The 15,243-nt window shown below is 64.2% G+C and carries 14 protein-coding genes; 9 read left to right on the top strand and 5 right to left on the bottom strand.

What is annotated here, in order from left to right:
- Positions 1 to 129: 129 nt before the first annotated feature.
- From hrpB to gloA2, 3 genes are all read left to right on the top strand, one after another.
- On the top strand, positions 130 to 2,583 hold the full coding sequence (gene hrpB / locus C2U30_RS10150; protein WP_103243680.1) for an ATP-dependent helicase HrpB: 2,454 nt from the start codon (positions 130 to 132) through the stop codon (positions 2,581 to 2,583).
- A gap of 123 nt (positions 2,584 to 2,706) precedes the next feature.
- Positions 2,707 to 5,028: a penicillin-binding protein 1B gene (mrcB, locus tag C2U30_RS10145; RefSeq protein ID WP_010675566.1), complete on the top strand. Its 2,322-nt coding sequence runs from the start codon at positions 2,707 to 2,709 to the stop codon at positions 5,026 to 5,028.
- 42 nt (positions 5,029 to 5,070) lie between these two features.
- Positions 5,071 to 5,472: an SMU1112c/YaeR family gloxylase I-like metalloprotein gene (gene gloA2, locus C2U30_RS10140; protein WP_103243679.1), complete on the top strand. Its 402-nt coding sequence runs from the start codon at positions 5,071 to 5,073 to the stop codon at positions 5,470 to 5,472.
- Between the two features lie 89 nt (positions 5,473 to 5,561).
- On the opposite strand, the gene C2U30_RS10135 is transcribed toward gloA2, so the two are convergent.
- Positions 5,562 to 5,882, bottom strand: a complete 321-nt coding sequence (locus C2U30_RS10135; protein WP_052815233.1) for an SMR family transporter — start codon at positions 5,880 to 5,882, stop codon at positions 5,562 to 5,564.
- A complete protein-coding gene (locus C2U30_RS10130; RefSeq protein WP_103243678.1) occupies positions 5,870 to 6,262 on the bottom strand; it encodes a DMT family transporter in 393 nt (130 codons plus the stop codon). The genes C2U30_RS10135 and C2U30_RS10130 overlap by 13 nt, the downstream gene beginning before the upstream one ends.
- Positions 6,263 to 6,419: 157 nt before the next feature.
- Here C2U30_RS10130 and C2U30_RS10125 point away from each other — a divergent pair, with 157 nt between their 5' ends.
- Positions 6,420 to 7,301 (top strand): LysR family transcriptional regulator, encoded by an 882-nt coding sequence (locus C2U30_RS10125; protein ID WP_039040858.1) that lies wholly within the window; start codon positions 6,420 to 6,422, stop codon positions 7,299 to 7,301.
- A gap of 42 nt (positions 7,302 to 7,343) precedes the next feature.
- On the opposite strand, the gene C2U30_RS10120 is transcribed toward C2U30_RS10125, so the two are convergent.
- A complete protein-coding gene (locus C2U30_RS10120; RefSeq protein ID WP_103244677.1) occupies positions 7,344 to 7,859 on the bottom strand; it encodes a DUF2937 family protein in 516 nt (171 codons plus the stop codon).
- A gap of 202 nt (positions 7,860 to 8,061) precedes the next feature.
- Here C2U30_RS10120 and C2U30_RS10115 point away from each other — a divergent pair, with 202 nt between their 5' ends.
- Entirely contained in the window at positions 8,062 to 8,745 is a 684-nt protein-coding gene (locus tag C2U30_RS10115) for a phosphatase PAP2 family protein (RefSeq protein WP_069784197.1), read from the top strand.
- A 259-nt stretch (positions 8,746 to 9,004) separates the two neighbouring features.
- Positions 9,005 to 9,907: a sulfite exporter TauE/SafE family protein gene (locus tag C2U30_RS10110; RefSeq protein ID WP_042878447.1), complete on the top strand. Its 903-nt coding sequence runs from the start codon at positions 9,005 to 9,007 to the stop codon at positions 9,905 to 9,907.
- A gap of 46 nt (positions 9,908 to 9,953) precedes the next feature.
- Here C2U30_RS10110 and C2U30_RS10105 read toward each other — a convergent pair whose 3' ends face one another.
- Both C2U30_RS10105 and hemL read right to left on the bottom strand, forming a co-directional pair.
- Positions 9,954 to 10,766: a hypothetical protein gene (locus C2U30_RS10105; RefSeq protein ID WP_103243677.1), complete on the bottom strand. Its 813-nt coding sequence runs from the start codon at positions 10,764 to 10,766 to the stop codon at positions 9,954 to 9,956.
- Between the two features lie 199 nt (positions 10,767 to 10,965).
- Positions 10,966 to 12,252, bottom strand: coding sequence for a glutamate-1-semialdehyde 2,1-aminomutase (gene hemL, locus C2U30_RS10100; RefSeq protein WP_103243676.1), 1,287 nt, complete (start codon positions 12,250 to 12,252; stop codon positions 10,966 to 10,968).
- Between the two features lie 209 nt (positions 12,253 to 12,461).
- On the opposite strand from hemL, the gene clcA reads away from it, so the two are divergent.
- The 3 genes from clcA to erpA all read left to right on the top strand — a co-directional run bounded on the left by clcA (position 12,462) and on the right by erpA (position 15,076).
- Entirely contained in the window at positions 12,462 to 13,856 is a 1,395-nt protein-coding gene (gene clcA, locus C2U30_RS10095; protein ID WP_103243675.1) for a H(+)/Cl(-) exchange transporter ClcA, read from the top strand.
- An 87-nt stretch (positions 13,857 to 13,943) separates the two neighbouring features.
- On the top strand, positions 13,944 to 14,636 hold the full coding sequence (locus tag C2U30_RS10090) for a DUF6776 family protein (protein WP_043155743.1): 693 nt from the start codon (positions 13,944 to 13,946) through the stop codon (positions 14,634 to 14,636).
- An 89-nt stretch (positions 14,637 to 14,725) separates the two neighbouring features.
- Positions 14,726 to 15,076 (top strand): iron-sulfur cluster insertion protein ErpA, encoded by a 351-nt coding sequence (gene erpA / locus C2U30_RS10085; RefSeq protein WP_010675554.1) that lies wholly within the window; start codon positions 14,726 to 14,728, stop codon positions 15,074 to 15,076.
- Positions 15,077 to 15,243: the final 167 nt, after the last annotated feature.

Here is a 15,243-nt window from a genome sequence, read left to right as displayed (position 1 = left end):
CTCCCGGGATGTCTTGCCGTGTTGCTCCTGACGCTTCCTGCCCCTGCCCGGCAGGGGCGCTTACGATGGCCGGGAGGCTGTGGCAGAATGGACCCCTTTTCAGGAGTGTCACAGAAGGTGCCCATCGCTTTGTCTTCCCTCCCCATCGTCCCGGTGTTGCCCGAACTCTTTGCAGCCCTCGACAACCATACCAGCGTGATCCTGCAGGCGCCCCCCGGTGCGGGCAAATCGACCCTGCTGCCCCTGGAGCTGGTGCGCCAGCACCGGCTGCCCGGGCGCATCATCATGCTGGAGCCCAGGCGCCTCGCGGCGCGCAACATCGCGAGCTTCCTCGCGCGTCAGCTGGGGGAGAAGGTGGGCGAGCGCATCGGCCTGCGAGTGCGCGGGGAGAGCCGCACCAGCAGCCAGACCCGGCTCGAGATCGTGACCGAGGGGGTGCTGACCCGGATGCTGCAGCAGGATCCCGAGCTCACCGGCGTCTCCTTGGTCATCTTCGATGAGTTCCACGAGCGCAGCCTGCACGCCGATACCGCCCTGGCCTTCGCCATCGAGAGTCAGCAAGGATTGCGCGATGACCTCAAGCTCTTGGTGATGTCCGCCACCCTGGATGGCATGGCGCTGGAGCGGCTTTTGCCGGAGGCCCCTGTGGTGCGCTCCGAGGGGCGCGGTTTTCCCATCGAGTACCACTATCGCCCCGCCAATCGCCAGCAGTGGCTGGAACCCCAGGTCGGCGCCGTGGTGCTGGAGGCGCTGGCCGCCCACGCCGGCAGCCTGTTGGTGTTCCTGCCGGGCCAGGGGGAGATCGAGCGGCTGGCACAGTGGCTGGAAGGGCGGCTGCCGGACGAAGTGACCCTCGCCCCCCTCTACGGCCGCCTCGACATGGCGGCCCAGCAGGCGGCCATCGAGCCGGCACCTGCGGGGCGCCGTAAGCTGGTGCTCACCACCAATGTGGCGGAGACCTCGCTCACCATCGAGGGGATCTCCGTGGTCATCGACAGCGGGCTGGAGCGGCGCGCCTCCTTCGATATCAAGAGCGGCGTCACCCGGCTGGAGACCCGGCCCATCGCCAAAGCCTCCGCCACCCAGCGGGCGGGGCGGGCAGGGCGGCTTGGCCCCGGCGTCTGCTACCGGCTCTGGAGCAGCGAGGTGCAGGAGCGCCTCGCCGAGCAGAGTCCCCCCGACATCCTGACGCAAGAGCTCACCGGCCTGCTGATGGACGCCGCCCAGTGGGGGGCCCGGGTGGAGGTGCTGCCCCTGCTGGACATGCCGCCCCCTGCCGCCGTGGCCAGCGGCCGGCGGTTGCTGGTGGCCCTGGGCGCCATGGCCCCGGAAGGTGAGCAACAACTTACCCCGGCAGGCCGTGCCATGGCGGTCTTCGGCACCCATCCCCGCCTCGCCCGCATGTTGCTGCGGGCCCGGGAGCTGGAATCCGAGGGTCTGACAGGGATTGTCGCCGATGCGGCTTTCCTGGTGGCGCTGCTGGAAGAAGATCTGCGAGGATCGGAGCGCCTGTCCGTGCTGTTCCACCGCCGTCAGGGCGCCCTGCGCCAGGGGGCGGCCCGCTGGTTCGAGCGGCTCGGCGTGCGGGCAAGCAGCCCGCAGGGTCAATGGCTGGGGTTGCTGTGCGCCCTCGCCTGGCCCGATCGCATCGGCAAGCTGCGCAGTGGCAGCCGCTATCAGCTCAGTGGCGGGGTGAGCTGCGATCTGGTAGAAGGGCATCCCTGCCAGGGGCAGGGGGCCATCGTGGCCGTCGAAATGGGTCAGAACGAGCGCGGCAGCCGCATCTTTATCGCCGAGCCGGTGGCGCTGGATGAGTTGGTGCGCCAGCTGCCCGAGCTGGTCGGCGAGCGCCAGTGGTTCGACTGGGACGATCGGGAGGAACGGGTGCGTGCGGAGCGCCAGCAGGTGCTCGGCGAGCTGGTGCTCGGCCAGCGGCCGCTGACGGATCTCTCCGATGAACAGAAGGGGCGCTGCCTGCTGCAGGGCATTCGGCGCAAGGGGCTGCACGTGCTGCCCTGGGACGAGAGCAGCGAGGGGCTGCTGGCCCGCTTGCGCTGCGCCCGCGACTGGCTGCCCGACGAAGCCTGGCCCGCCATGGATGAGGAGAGCCTGCTGGCCGACCTCGAGCAGTGGCTGCTGCCAGCGGTGAGCGGCATGACCCGGCTGGAGCAGTTGAAGCGGCTCGACATGAGCGACATCCTGCGCCAGTCTCTGCCCTGGCCCCTGCCAAGGCGGCTGGACGAGGCGCTGCCGAGCCACTTCACCGCACCGACCGGCAGCCGGGTACGGATCCGCTACCAGCCGGGTCAGGCGCCGGCGATCCCGGTGCGCATCCAGGAGATGTTCGGGCTGGGCGCGACCCCATGCGTGGCCGATGGCCGGGTCCCCCTGGTGGTGGAGCTGCTCTCCCCGGCCCAGCGCCCCTTGCAGATCACCGCGGATCTCGCCGCCTTCTGGGCGGGATCCTATGAGCAGGTGAAAAAAGAGATGAAGGGGCGCTACCCCCGTCACTACTGGCCGGACAACCCGCTGGAGGCGATGCCGACCCGGGTGACCAAGAAGAAGATGGGATTGCAGGAGTAGCCGACGGGGCAGTGAGCGGTCGGTACGATCAGAACAAGATGGCGGTGGTACAGTCCCCCTCCACAACAGGCATCGCAGGCCGCTCGCATCAGCGGGATGGCGAGGAGAACGACAAGAGGATTTATGGCAACCCAACGACGCAAGCGCACGCCCAAGAAGGCGGCGCCCAAACGCACCATCTGGCGCACCCTGTTCTGGCTGGGCTTCAAGCTCTCTCTGGTGGTGGCGGCCTTCATGGTGGTGTTTGGCATCTATCTCGACACCAAGGTGCGCGAGCGCTTCGACGGCGAGAAGTGGCAGTTGCCGGTGATGGTCTACAGCCGCCCGCTGGAGCTCTATCCCAGCCAGCGGCTCTCCCAGACCCAGATGCTGCGCGAGCTCAACATGCTGAGCTACAAGCAGGTGCGTCAGCCCCATACCCCGGGTGAGTACGCGGTGAGCGGCAATCGCATCGAGCTGGTGCGCCGGCCGTTCGAGTTCCACGACGGTGCCGACGGTGCCCGTGGCCTGCGCCTCACCTTCAACGGGGCGCGCCTCGAGGGGATCCAGTCCCTGGAGAACCAGCGCCAGCTCGGCTATGCCCAGATGGACCCGGTGCTGCTCGATCGCCTCAACACCGAGGATCGGGAAGACCGCCTGCTGGTGCGCCTTTCCGAGGTGCCGGACAGCCTGCTGGTGACGCTGCTCACCACGGAAGACAGGGACTTCTACCAGCACGGCGGCGTTTCGCCGGTGGCCATCATGCGCGCCATGGCAGCCAACCTGCTGGCGGGGCGCACCGTGCAGGGGGGCAGTACGCTCACCCAGCAGCTCGCCAAGAACTTCTTCCTGACCCGTGAGCGCAGCCTGTGGCGCAAACTGCAGGAAGCCTACATGGCGGTGCTCATCGACTACCGCTACAGCAAGGACGAGATCCTGGAGGCCTACCTCAACGAGGTCTATCTGGGGCAGAACTTCTCCCAGGGAGTCTACGGCTTCGGGCTCGCCTCCTACTTCTACTTCGGTATTCCGGTCAACGAGCTGGACATCGATCAGGTGGCCCTGCTGGTGGGCATGGTGAAGGGCCCCTCCTATTACGATCCCTGGCGCTTCCCGGATCGGGCCAAGGCGCGCCGGGATCTGGTGCTGAAACTGCTGGCGGATCACGGCAGCCTGACCCAGGCCGAGTATGACCTGGCCAGCAAGCAGCCCCTTGGCATCATCGCCCGCGGCCAGATGAGCTATGGCCGTACCCCGGCCTTCATGGGGCTGCTCAAGCGGGAGATCCAGAACCGCTTCGGCCCGGATCTGCTCAAGCAGTCCGGCCTCAAGATCTTCACCAGTCTGGATCCCATCGCCCAGCACGCCGCCGAGCAGGCGGTGGAGTCGGGTCTGGCCACCATCGAGAAGCAGCGTGGCAAGAAGAAGCTGGAGGCGGCCATGGTGGTCTCCGACTGGCACAAGGGCGAGGTGGTCGCCATGGTGGGGGGACGGGATCCCCGCTACGCCGGCTTCAACCGGGCGCTGGATGCCCGCCGTCAGATTGGCTCCCTGGTCAAACCGGCGGTCTACCTGACCGGCCTCTCCAACGGCCTGACCCTTGGCACGCCGCTTAAAGATCAACCGATCCGGATTCGCGGCCAGGATGGTCAGATCTGGACGCCGCAGAACTACGACCGCAAGTTCCGCCAGAGCGTGCCCCTGATGGAGGCGCTCGCCAGCTCCCTCAACGTGCCGACCGTCAACCTCGGGATGCAGATAGGCCTGGACAAGGTGGTGGACACCCTGCACAAGCTGGGGGTGCAGCAGGAGATCCAGCCCTATCCGTCCCTGGTGCTGGGGGCGGTGGCGCTCTCGCCCATGGAGGTGAACCAGATGTACCTGCCCATTGCCAACCAGGGGCTGACCCAGCCCCTGTCGGCCATCCGGGCCGTGGTGAATGGCGAGGGGCGCCAGCTCTACCAGCATGACGAAGCGGCCAAGCGGGTGACGGATCCCCAGGCAAGCTGGCTGACCCTGTTCGCCATGACCAAGACGGTGAGCCAGGGGACGGCCCGGGCGCTCGGTGCCAAGTTCCCCGGGGCCACCATGGCCGCCAAGACCGGTACCACCAACGAGCTGCGTGACTCCTGGTTTGCCGGGATGGACAACAACGAGCTGGTGAGCGTCTGGGTCGGCCGTGACGACAACACCCCGGCCGGGTTGACCGGTGCCAGTGGCGCCTTGCAGCTGTTCAGCGGCTACATGAGCCAGCGAGGGGTCAACAGCCTGGGGCTGAAGATGCCCGAAGGGGTGAGCTGGGCCAACTTCTCCCGCTCGAGCGGTGCCCGGGTGGCCAGTGATTGTCCCGGCAGTCTCCAGGTGCCGGCCAAGCTGGCCGGTCTGGCCGAGCCCATGAGCTGTGCCAGCCCGGTCTCGGACCCGGCGAATGCCCTGGACAACTGGTTCAACGGTTTCTTCAACTGACGAAGACGGGCAGCGCAGGCTGCCCGTTTTGCAAGGATTGCCATGACCCATCCCCTGTTTGAGGCCATCCATCACGTGGCCATCATCGCCAGCGACTATCCGCGCTCGCGCCACTTCTATCACCAGGTGCTGGGGTTGCCCATCATTGCCGAGACCCTGCGGGCCGAGCGTCAGTCGTGGAAGCTGGATCTGGCGCTGCCGGACGGCAGCCAGCTGGAGCTGTTCAGCTTCCCGGCGCCGCCACCGCGCCCCTCCCGGCCGGAGGCGTGCGGGTTGCGCCACCTGGCGTTTCGGGTGGCGGATCTCGACCGGGTCATCACCCACCTGGAGCAGCACGGGGTGGAAGTGGAGCCGGTGCGGGTGGACGAGCTGACCGGCAAGCGCTTTACCTTCTTCGCCGACCCCGACGGCCTGCCGCTGGAGCTGTACGAGGTAGCGCGTTAGGCTGCCTGCTGCAATCTGGGTGATCGGTTTGACCATGAAAAGGCCGCCCTGGGAACAGGGCGGCTTTTTTCATGGGGTTGGAGAGGGGATCATGCTGTGGTCAGTAGGGCGACCGCCACCGCCATCACCACCATGCCGAGCCAGCCGACGGGTCTGAGGCGTTCGCCGAACAGCAGCAGGCCCCCGAGGGCGGTGCCCAGGATGCCGATGGCGCCCCAGGTGGCATAGGCCACGGCCAGATCGATCTTGCCGGTACTGACCGCCTCGCTGAGCAGAGTGAAGGCACAGAGCACCAGCAGAATGCCGAGGACGCCCCACCCCTTGTCACGAAAACCGATGGAGCGGTTGATTGCCATGTTGGCGCCGATATCCAGCAGGGCGGCGCCCAGTACGATGATCAACGGGTGCATGGGGCTTCCCTCCTCTGGCGGGTGGGGGCTGGTGCATCATGGGTCTCGCCCAGGGTCACCATGACAATCCCCACTATGGCCAGCGCCAGTCCGATCCACTCCTGGATGCTCAGCTCGTAGCCGAGGAACAGGGCGGAGACGGCGGTGATGAGGGCGATCCCCAGCCCTTCCCACAGCGCAAACGCGATACCAATGGAGATTGTCCTGGCGGCCTTGGCGAGCAGCAGGTAGGAGAGGGTGATGAGGATCCACATCGGCAGATAGGGGATCCAGCCGCTCTCGCTCTTTGGGATCAGGGCCATGGAGGAGGTGCCGGCGACCTCGGTCAGGATGGCCCCCGTCAGAAAGAGGCGGGCCAAAAGCAGGGGACGGGATGACATGCAGTTTCCTTCTGTTGCTGCGACGAAGAGAGGATAACGGCACCCGAAACGGGCAAGGTTATCGCTGAGCGTCGAGAAAGATGTCGCTGCCTGTTTGCCTTGGGGGCGGGCCAGGGGATAAGGTGGTGATGGAATAATCTGCCGCCAGTTTGAAGCCATGAAGCTAAATCAGATACAACTCTTTGTAGAAACAGCAGACAGTGGTTCGATAGCCAATGCCGCCAGACGACTTGGCAAGAGTCGCAGCGCCGTGAGCTCGGCGATAGCAACCCTGGAGGTGGAGCTTGGCGTCGAACTTTTCGAACGAGGGGCGAACCAGAGCCGGCTGACCGAAATCGGCGAGCAAGTGCTGGACGACTGTCGGCGGCTGTTGCAGGCCGCCAACAGCCTGAAGCTCAAGTGCGAGCACCATGCCTCCGGTGCCGAGGTGGCGCTGCGGGTAGCCCGGGACGACGCCATTCCCGAGGTGGTATGGCGCGAGATGCTGGGGGCGCTGCGTCGCCAGTTTCCGGGCACCAGCATCTCCCTGGTGCTGGCCTCACCGCCGGAGCTGCCGGCCCTGGTGGAAGAGGGGTTCGTGGATGCCGCCTTCGGCCTCATCACCGAGGAACAGGAGCGCAGCGGTCTTTGCATCGACGTGCTCAACCCGATCCGCACCCTGATGGTGGTCGCGCCAAGCCACCCGCTGGCTGGGCTGAAGCGGGTGTTGCAGCAGGATCTGACCGATCACACCCAGGTCACTCTCTCCTATGTGGACGCGTTTTCGGTCAAGAGCCTGCTGCCCATCGGAGGGCAGCATATCGGGTTGTCGAGTTTCGAACTGATGCGTGATGCGGTGCTGGATGGTCTGGGCTGGGCGGTGCTGCCTTCACCCCTTATCCAGAGCCAGCTTCGCCAGGGGGAGCTGCTGACCCTGAAGCACAAGTTCAGTCTGCAGTGGCGCGATTACGGAGTCTATCTGTCGGAGAACGCCCATCACGGCAAGGTGCTGGCCTGGCTGAAGAAGGCCATAGAAGCCTATCTCGAACCCTTCGAGTAGCCGCCAACCGGGGCGGGCACCCCGGTTGGCAGTGAGAGGGGATCAGCGCAGGCCGTGACGGGGGACGCGCTGGCGGGAGCGAAATGGCAGCAGCAGGAGGCCGAGCAGCAGATCCCCCGCCAGGGAGGCCAGCAGACCCGCCGCCACGCCGCAGAAAATGGCGGCCTGTTTGAGGGGGACCACATAGCCGTAGTTGTGCAGGGTATCCTGCCAGAGGGCGGGATCGGCGCGCAGCAACAGGTGGCAGAGCTGCTGGTACCAGGGGCTCTCCCGCACGGCGATCTCCCCCTGAAGGTGCTGCTGCTGGTTCACCAGTTGCTGGAGGCTGGTGGCATCCTGGGTGAAGACGGGATCCTGGCTGGCACCGTAATGGGCGACCAGCGCCTGCAGATCGCCATTGAAGTGCTGGTCCGCCGTGCGCTGGAAGGGGGCCAGCGCCAGACCTGCCTGCTGCAGCCGGGCATCCAGCCGCTGGAAGTAGAGATCGACCAGCCCGGGGATCTGTACACCTGCCAGCAAACCGAGGGCAAACAACATCATGCGAAGGTAGCTGCGCATCATCATCATCCTGAACGAAGGGAGCGCCCATACTAGCCGCAACCGGTGGGAGAGCCAAGGAGGGGGCGCGCTTGCCCACCTGGTCGGCGGCGCCAAAAGAAGAGCCGATGGAATACCTTTGTTACACGAATTCTTACACTTTTGTGATGCAAGTCATCTTGCGGCTGGCCTAGAATGAGCGTTTTTCGAAGGACACGTCGGCATGAGCAAGTTCATTCCTTTCTATCTGGCCGGGGGCCTCATCGCCTTCAGTTGGGGCGCCCTGCCTGAGCACGGCCCCTGGGATGGGTGGGATCTCGCCCTCTTCCAGCTGGTCAATGGCTGGATTGGCCACTCCCCCCGTTGGGCCGATCTGGTGGCCATCACCAACAACCGTCTGTTCGATCTGGCCGCGCTGGCCTGCATGGGCGGGATCCTTGCCGGTTGCTTCTTCCGTGCCGACGGGCAGGAGCGCCGTCGTCTGGTGGCCATGGGGGTCGTGATGCTGCTGGGGGCCCTGGTGATCAATCAGCTCGGGCATCTGTTGCCGGTCAGCCGTCCCAGCCCCACCTTGATGGTGGACGGAGCACTGCGCCTGACCGAGATCAGTGCGATTCCCACCAAGGACTCCGCCGGTGACAGCTTCCCCGGTGATCACGCCCTCTTCCTGATGATCTTCGCCGGTTTTGCCCTGCGCTATCTGCCGCGCTGGGCCGGGGTGGTTGCGGTGGTGATGGTGCCCCTGTTTTCGGCGCCCCGCATCCTGGCGGGTGCGCACTGGATGACGGACGTCTATGTTGGCGCTCTTTGCCTCTCCCTGATCTGCCTGCCGCTGCTGTTGCTCACTCCCGTGTCGGATCGCCTGATCGACCGCCTGGCTCCCCGGCTGCCACGCTGGATTGCCTGACGGAGAATGAAAAAAGAAGGCGGGTCACCCCGCCTTCTTTCGTTTACGCCTCACCGGTGCTGTGGTCGTCGCGAAATGACCAGGACTACGCCCGATGAGCCCGGGCTGTCGCCCTCCCAACCAGTATGGATAGCCCCATTCGGGTTCTGCCAGCCAAAATAGTCGCGGCCAAACGTTTGCACCCGTCGTCTCATGATCCTGGCCAGGATTTTTTCCCTCCGCTGCCTTAGAATCGCCGCCCGTTGTTGGAGGTCTCCCCATGCTTGTCACTTTTCTGCGTCTCTTGTTTATCGGTTGTGCCCTGGTCTTTCTCTTTATGCTGGTCCGTGCCTGGTGGCACAAACGGCGTCATGGCCAGCTCGAAGCCACCCCTTTCTGGCCGGTGGCGGCCATCGGTTTTGTGGCCAATTTTCTCGATACCCTGGGGGTGGGGAGCTTTGCGGTGAAGACCGCCTGCTACAAGCAGTTCAGGCTGATCGATGATCGGGTGCTGCCCGGTACCCTCAACGGCCAGTGCGTGCTGCCGACCGTGACCCAGGCTCTCATCTTCATCGGCGTGGTCAACGTGGATCCCGTCACCCTCATCAGCATGATGGCGGCGGCGGCGGCCGGTGCGGCCTGGGGCGCCCGTTACGTGGCTTCCTTTGATCGCCAGACCATCCGGCTGGTCATGGCGGTCTCCCTGCTGGTGGTCGCCGGTCTCATCTTTGCCGGTCTGCTCGGGCTCTTCCCCCTCGGTGGCGAGGCCATGGGGCTGAGCGGTTACAAGCTGGGGATCGCCCTTGCCGGCAACTTCCTGTTCGGAGCTCTGATGAACGTCGGTATCGGCCTGTTCGCCCCCTGCATGACCCTGGTCTATCTGCTCGGCATGAACCCGCTGGTGGCCTTCCCCATCATGATGGGATCCACCGCCGTTCTCAGCGTCTTCTCGGCGGGGACCTTCATTCGCAAGGGGGCTTTCGATGCGCGGGCCGTGCTGGCGGTGGCCATCTTCGGCCCCATCGGCGTGGTGCTGGCGGCCATGCTGGTCAAATCCATGGAGATGGAGATGCTCAAATGGCTGGTGGCCTTCATCGTCATCTATACCTCCTGGACCATGTACGCCTCCTGGCGTGCGGCGCGGCGACAGCCAGCGCCCGCGCTGGCAGAGGCGACGAGCTAGCTGGCGTCGGCGAGGCCCGCCTGCACGGGCACCCCGCGTTGGTATGTCATCCCGCTCGCCCGGTCCTGGCGCGTCTTCTGATGCCTCTGGCAGCCCCCTCCGGGTGGGCAGTCTGCTGGCTGGAGGCGACCAGTGCTGCTTCCGCCCTGGCACCGAGAAACACATAGAGCCCCAGCGCCAGCAGCAACCCCACGGCGCACCCCATCACCCCCACCGCAGGCCAGAGCAGTTCGCTCTGGCCGAGGGATCCCTTGAACAGCAGCAGCAACCCCTCGATGGAGACCGCGATCAGGATGGCGGCGATAAAGCGGGTAATGGTGCGCCGGATGGCGCTGTGGCGGAAGATATCCTTATGCAGCAGCACCTCCTCTTCGAGGATGGTCTTGCCGAGATCGAACACCGCCAGGGCGAGCGTGAGGAAGATGATGGCGCTGAAGGCGCCGAGCCGGTTCTGCTGGGTGCCGCACAGGAGCAGATAGAGCTGTTCCAGCCCGTGCCAGATGAGGGTGCCGACGATGAGAAACAGGGCCAGACTCAAGACGACGTAGACGGCCCTGAACCAGGGAATGGCGCGCCGCCGCTCCCTGTCCCCCATCAGCCAGGCGATCAGCTGGTGCAGGTTGATCTCCAGCTCCCGGCCATGGCCCTGCACCAGCAGGCGCAGCTGCCCCTGGGCCGCCGGAACGGGCGCCAGTATGGCTGGCCTGAGCTGGGGGGGCAGGCTCTTCACCTCCTCGACGAAGGCATAGGTCTTGAGAGACGCCTCGGGGAGGGTGAGCAGCCCCAGCAGCAGGGGGGCCAGCTCGGTTTCGTACTCCTGATAGCGCCGCAGCACATCGATGGGGCTCATCTCTGCCATATACACCTCGGTCCAATGGGCTCCTGAGCAGGGGCCTGCAAATTGTGGGCCCGATTTATGACAGCCCGTGTACGGCGCGGCGCACCAGCAGGTGGCAAGGCTCCGGTGAGGGACTTAAGGATGCACCACTATGGTGCCTTGTCGGGACGAGCAAACAAAAAAGGGCCCCATCGGGGCCCTCTGCACATCTTGCTGCTTGTCAGCCAGCCAGCTTGGCGAAGCTGCGCTCGGCGGCCGCCAGGGTGTGTTCAATCTCCTTGTCCCCGTGGGCAAGCGACAGGAAGCCCGCCTCGTAGGCGCTCGGTGCCAGATAGACACCCTCTTCCAGCATCAGATGGTAGAAGCGCTTGAAGCGTTCCATGTCGCAGCGAGTCACCTGCTCGTAGCGGGTGATCTCGGGCTCGTCGGTGAAGAAGAAGCCGAACATGCCGCCCACGTAGTTGATGGCAAGCGGGATGCCGTGCCTGGCGGCGGCCGTTTTCAGCCCTTCGGCGACACGGGCGGTCTTGGCGCTCAGCTGCTCATAGAGGCCCGGCTCCAGCAGCAGGTCCAGCATGGTGAGGCCGGCGGCCATGGCCACCGGGTTGCCGGAGAGGGTACCAGCCTGATAGACGGGGCCGGTCGGGGCGATGTGCTGCATCACCTTCTTCTTGCCGCCGAAGGCGCCCACCGGCATGCCGGCACCGATGATCTTGCCGAGGGTGGTGAGATCCGGGTCGATGTTGTAGTGGCCCTGGGCACCACGCAGGGAGACGCGAAAGCCGGTCATCACTTCGTCCAGGATCAGCAGGGCGCCGAACTCGTCACAAATGGCGCGCAGCCCTTCCAGGAAGCCGGGCACCGGCGGGATGCAGTTCATGTTGCCGGCTACCGGCTCGACGATGATACAGGCGATCTCGCTGCCGTACTGGGTGAAGGCTTCGCGCACCGAGTCCAGATCGTTAAAGACACAGGTGAGCGTGTGTTTGGCGAAATCGGCGGGTACGCCCGGGCTGTTGGGCTGACCCAGGGTGAGGGCGCCGGAACCGGCCTTGACCAGCAGGGAGTCGGCGTGGCCGTGGTAGCAGCCTTCAAACTTGACGATCTTGTCGCGGCCGGTATAGCCGCGGGCCAGCCGGATGGCGCTCATGGTCGCCTCGGTGCCGGAGTTGACCATCCGCACCTGCTCCATGGAGGGGACGATCTGGCGCACCTTCTCGGCCATCAGCACTTCGATCTCGGTCGGGGCACCGTAGCTCAGTCCCTTCTCCACCGCCTTGATGACCGCGGCCTTGATGGCCGGGTGGTTGTGACCGAGCAGCATGGGGCCCCAGGAACCGATGTAATCCACATAGGCCTGGCCGTCCACGTCATAGAGGTAGGCGCCATCGGCGTGATCGATGAAGCGGGGTGTACCGCCGACCCCGTTGAAGGCGCGGACCGGTGAGTTGACGCCACCGGGAATGGTCTGGCGGGCCTGTTCAAACAGCTGATCTGATTTTGACATGGATCATCCTTAATGGGATTTTGGTCGTTACCCGGGCACAGGCTGCCGATTGCGGCTCGGCAGGGGATGGCGGGAGGAGTATGCTTTGCGCTCTCGCCCCGGACTCTCGCCCGTGAAACATGAAACGGGCCGACTATAGCAGAAAGGCCCAGAGCTGGGCAGCCGAGGCCGAGGTGTGTCTGGTCCTCGTTAGATGAGCGTGATTATCCATGGAGCAACAAGCCATTCCTTCCGCCGACGCGGCCTCGCTGCGTCGTCCTCCAGTCTTGCAGCGCCTGATATGGCGGGACAAGATGCCGCTGCTGGTGCTCCTGCTGGCGGCCCTGGTCGGCCTGCTGGCAGGCCTAGTGTGCGGACTGTTCGAGTCTTGCGTTCACTGGCTGGCCCAGCAGCGTGTCGACTTGCTGGCCGATCGCCCCTGGTGGCAGCTCGGCCTGCTCGGCTTTGGTTTCAGCGCCCTGCTGGGGTTGGTCGGCTATTTCCTCACTCATGCCTTTGCCCCCGAGGCAGGGGGGTCCGGTATCCCGGAAATTGAAGGGGCCATGGACGACCTGCGCCCGGTACGCTGGTGGCGGGTGTTGCCGGTGAAGTTTTTTGGCGGGGTTTGTACCCTGAGTTCCGGCATGGTGCTGGGGCGGGAGGGGCCCTCGGTGCAGATAGGGGGCAACCTCGGCAAGATGGTGGCGGATATCTTCCGGTTGCCCAAGGAGCATGGCCACGCCCTGCTGGCTGCCGGTGCGGCGGGTGGTCTCGCTGCGGCCTTCAATGCCCCGCTGGCAGGGATACTGTTTGTCATGGAAGAGATGCGACCGCAATTTCGCTACTCCTTCCTCGCCATCAAGGCGGTCGGGATTTCGGCCGTCATGGCGACCCTGATGCTGCAGAACATGAAAGGGCAATCCCCCGTCATCATGCTGCCCCACTACGACGCTCCGGCCTTGAAGGCGCTCTGGCTGTTTCTCTTCATGGGGGGCTGCTTTGGTGTGCTGGGGTTCGTCTTCAACAAGCTGGTGCTCGCCTGTCAGGATGGTTACCTGGCATTGCATCAGAACAAGCGCCACCGCTTCGTCATCATCGGCATGGGGGTGGCTGGAACCTTTGGCATGCTGTCGCTGTTCGCCCCTTCGGTCACTGGAGGGGGAATCGAGCTCATCCCGCATCTGACGGGGGGAGACTATGCGATGGCGACGCTCTTCATCATCTTCTCGGTGCGACTGGTGGGTACCCTCATCTGCTTTTGCTCGGGGGCCCCTGGTGGTGTCTTTGCGCCGACCCTGGCGCTGGGCACCCTGTTCGGGGTGATCTTTGGTCACCTGTTCCACTCTGCATTTCCCGATCTCGGCATCGAACCAGGCGCCTTTGCCATCGCCGGCATGGGGGCGCTCTTCGCCGCCACCGTGCGTGCCCCCATTACCGGCATCGTGCTGGTGACCGAGATGACCGACAACTATCAGCTGATCCTGCCCATGATGATCACCACCATAGAGGCAACCCTGGTGGCGCAATGGTTGGGGGGGCGCCCTATCTATTCCCAGATCCTGGAGCGAACTTTACGGCTTGCTGCGCGTCAAAACCGGGGTGAAAGCAGCATCGCGACCGGTTAACTCTTTGTTTATCCGTATCAATCCGGCATGGTCGCGGATAGTGAAAAGAAACCGGCCGTGTTGATGTCGGCATATAGAAGAGGCCTTATGTCCCAAATCGTGAAGTTATTGGTGGTGCTGGCCGTGGGGGCATGTATCGGTTATGTCGTCGGGAACAGACAGGAGCTGGCTCAGAGCAGCCTGATGACGGTGCAGCAAGAGACGTTGGAGCGTCAGAGCAAGGCCATTGCACAACTGAAGACGGATCTCGGCGTCAGGGAGACCCTGCTGGCGACCCAGAAGGCCGCCTTCGAGCAACTTCAGCAGACGCTCAAGGATCAGGAAGCCCAGGTACAGGAGCAGAAGCGTCAGCTCGCCTTCTTCGAACGCATCATGCGTCCCACCGGCGAACAGGTGGGGGTATCCATCGACAATCTAACATTGCAGGAGACGAGTGTGCCGGGTCGCTACCACTATCGTCTGGCGCTCACACAACCCGCCAAGAAGCGGGAGCTGTTTCGGGGGCAGGTGCAGATCCGGCTCGAAGGCAGTCTGGCTGACAAGCCCAGGATCCTCAGTGGCCGGGATCTTGGCATGAAGGTGGGGGAGGGACGCTACGCGTTGCGATATTTCCAGCTCTTGGAGGGCAATTGGCAGCTTCCCTCAGGCTTCATCCCGGACAGGGTGAGAATCCTCATCCCGAAGGAGGGTCGGCAACCGGCCCAGGAGCTGGTTGCTGAGTGGAACGAGGTGCTCAAGCCTCTGGTCGCTCAACCAACCCCCTTGCCGGCAGCACAGTAAGAGAGTGGTGAATACTTGAACTAAATGGTCGGGTATTGGATAATTTCGCGGTTTCCATGTTTGTGGATGTAACGGTTGTGAGGTCAGCAATGAGTGCAGTAGCAGAAGCTCCCTTGCCCATCCAGATGACGGATGCGGCAGCCAACAAGGTAAAGACCTTGATCACCGAAGAAGAGAATCCCGAACTCAAGTTGCGGGTCTACATCACTGGGGGGGGCTGCTCCGGTTTCCAGTACGGTTTCACGTTTGACGAGAAAATCAATGATGGCGATACCGTGGTCGAGAAGAGCGGCGTCACCATGGTGATCGATCCCATGAGCCTGCAATACCTGGTCGGCGGCAGCGTGGATTACACCGAAGGCTTGGAAGGTTCCCGTTTCACCGTGACCAACCCCAACGCCACGACGACCTGCGGTTGCGGTTCCAGTTTCTCCATCTGATCTACAAGCAGCGTGATATGAAGGGCCCCGAGGGGCCCTTTTCATTTTTGTATGCCTGGCGTGGCTGGCATGTAGATCTTGATGTGGCGAAAACGGGTACCGATTGGTAGTGATAGAGAAGGTGTGCGGGCTCATTTAGATGAATCGTTGACGGCTTTTTAGTCTGA

This window comes from Aeromonas sp. ASNIH5 (assembly GCF_002902865.1).
Taxonomy (GTDB): Bacteria; Pseudomonadota; Gammaproteobacteria; order Enterobacterales; family Aeromonadaceae; genus Aeromonas; species Aeromonas caviae.
Note: the sequence above shows the minus strand (reverse complement) of the source record. Positions and strands in the feature narration are given on the sequence as shown.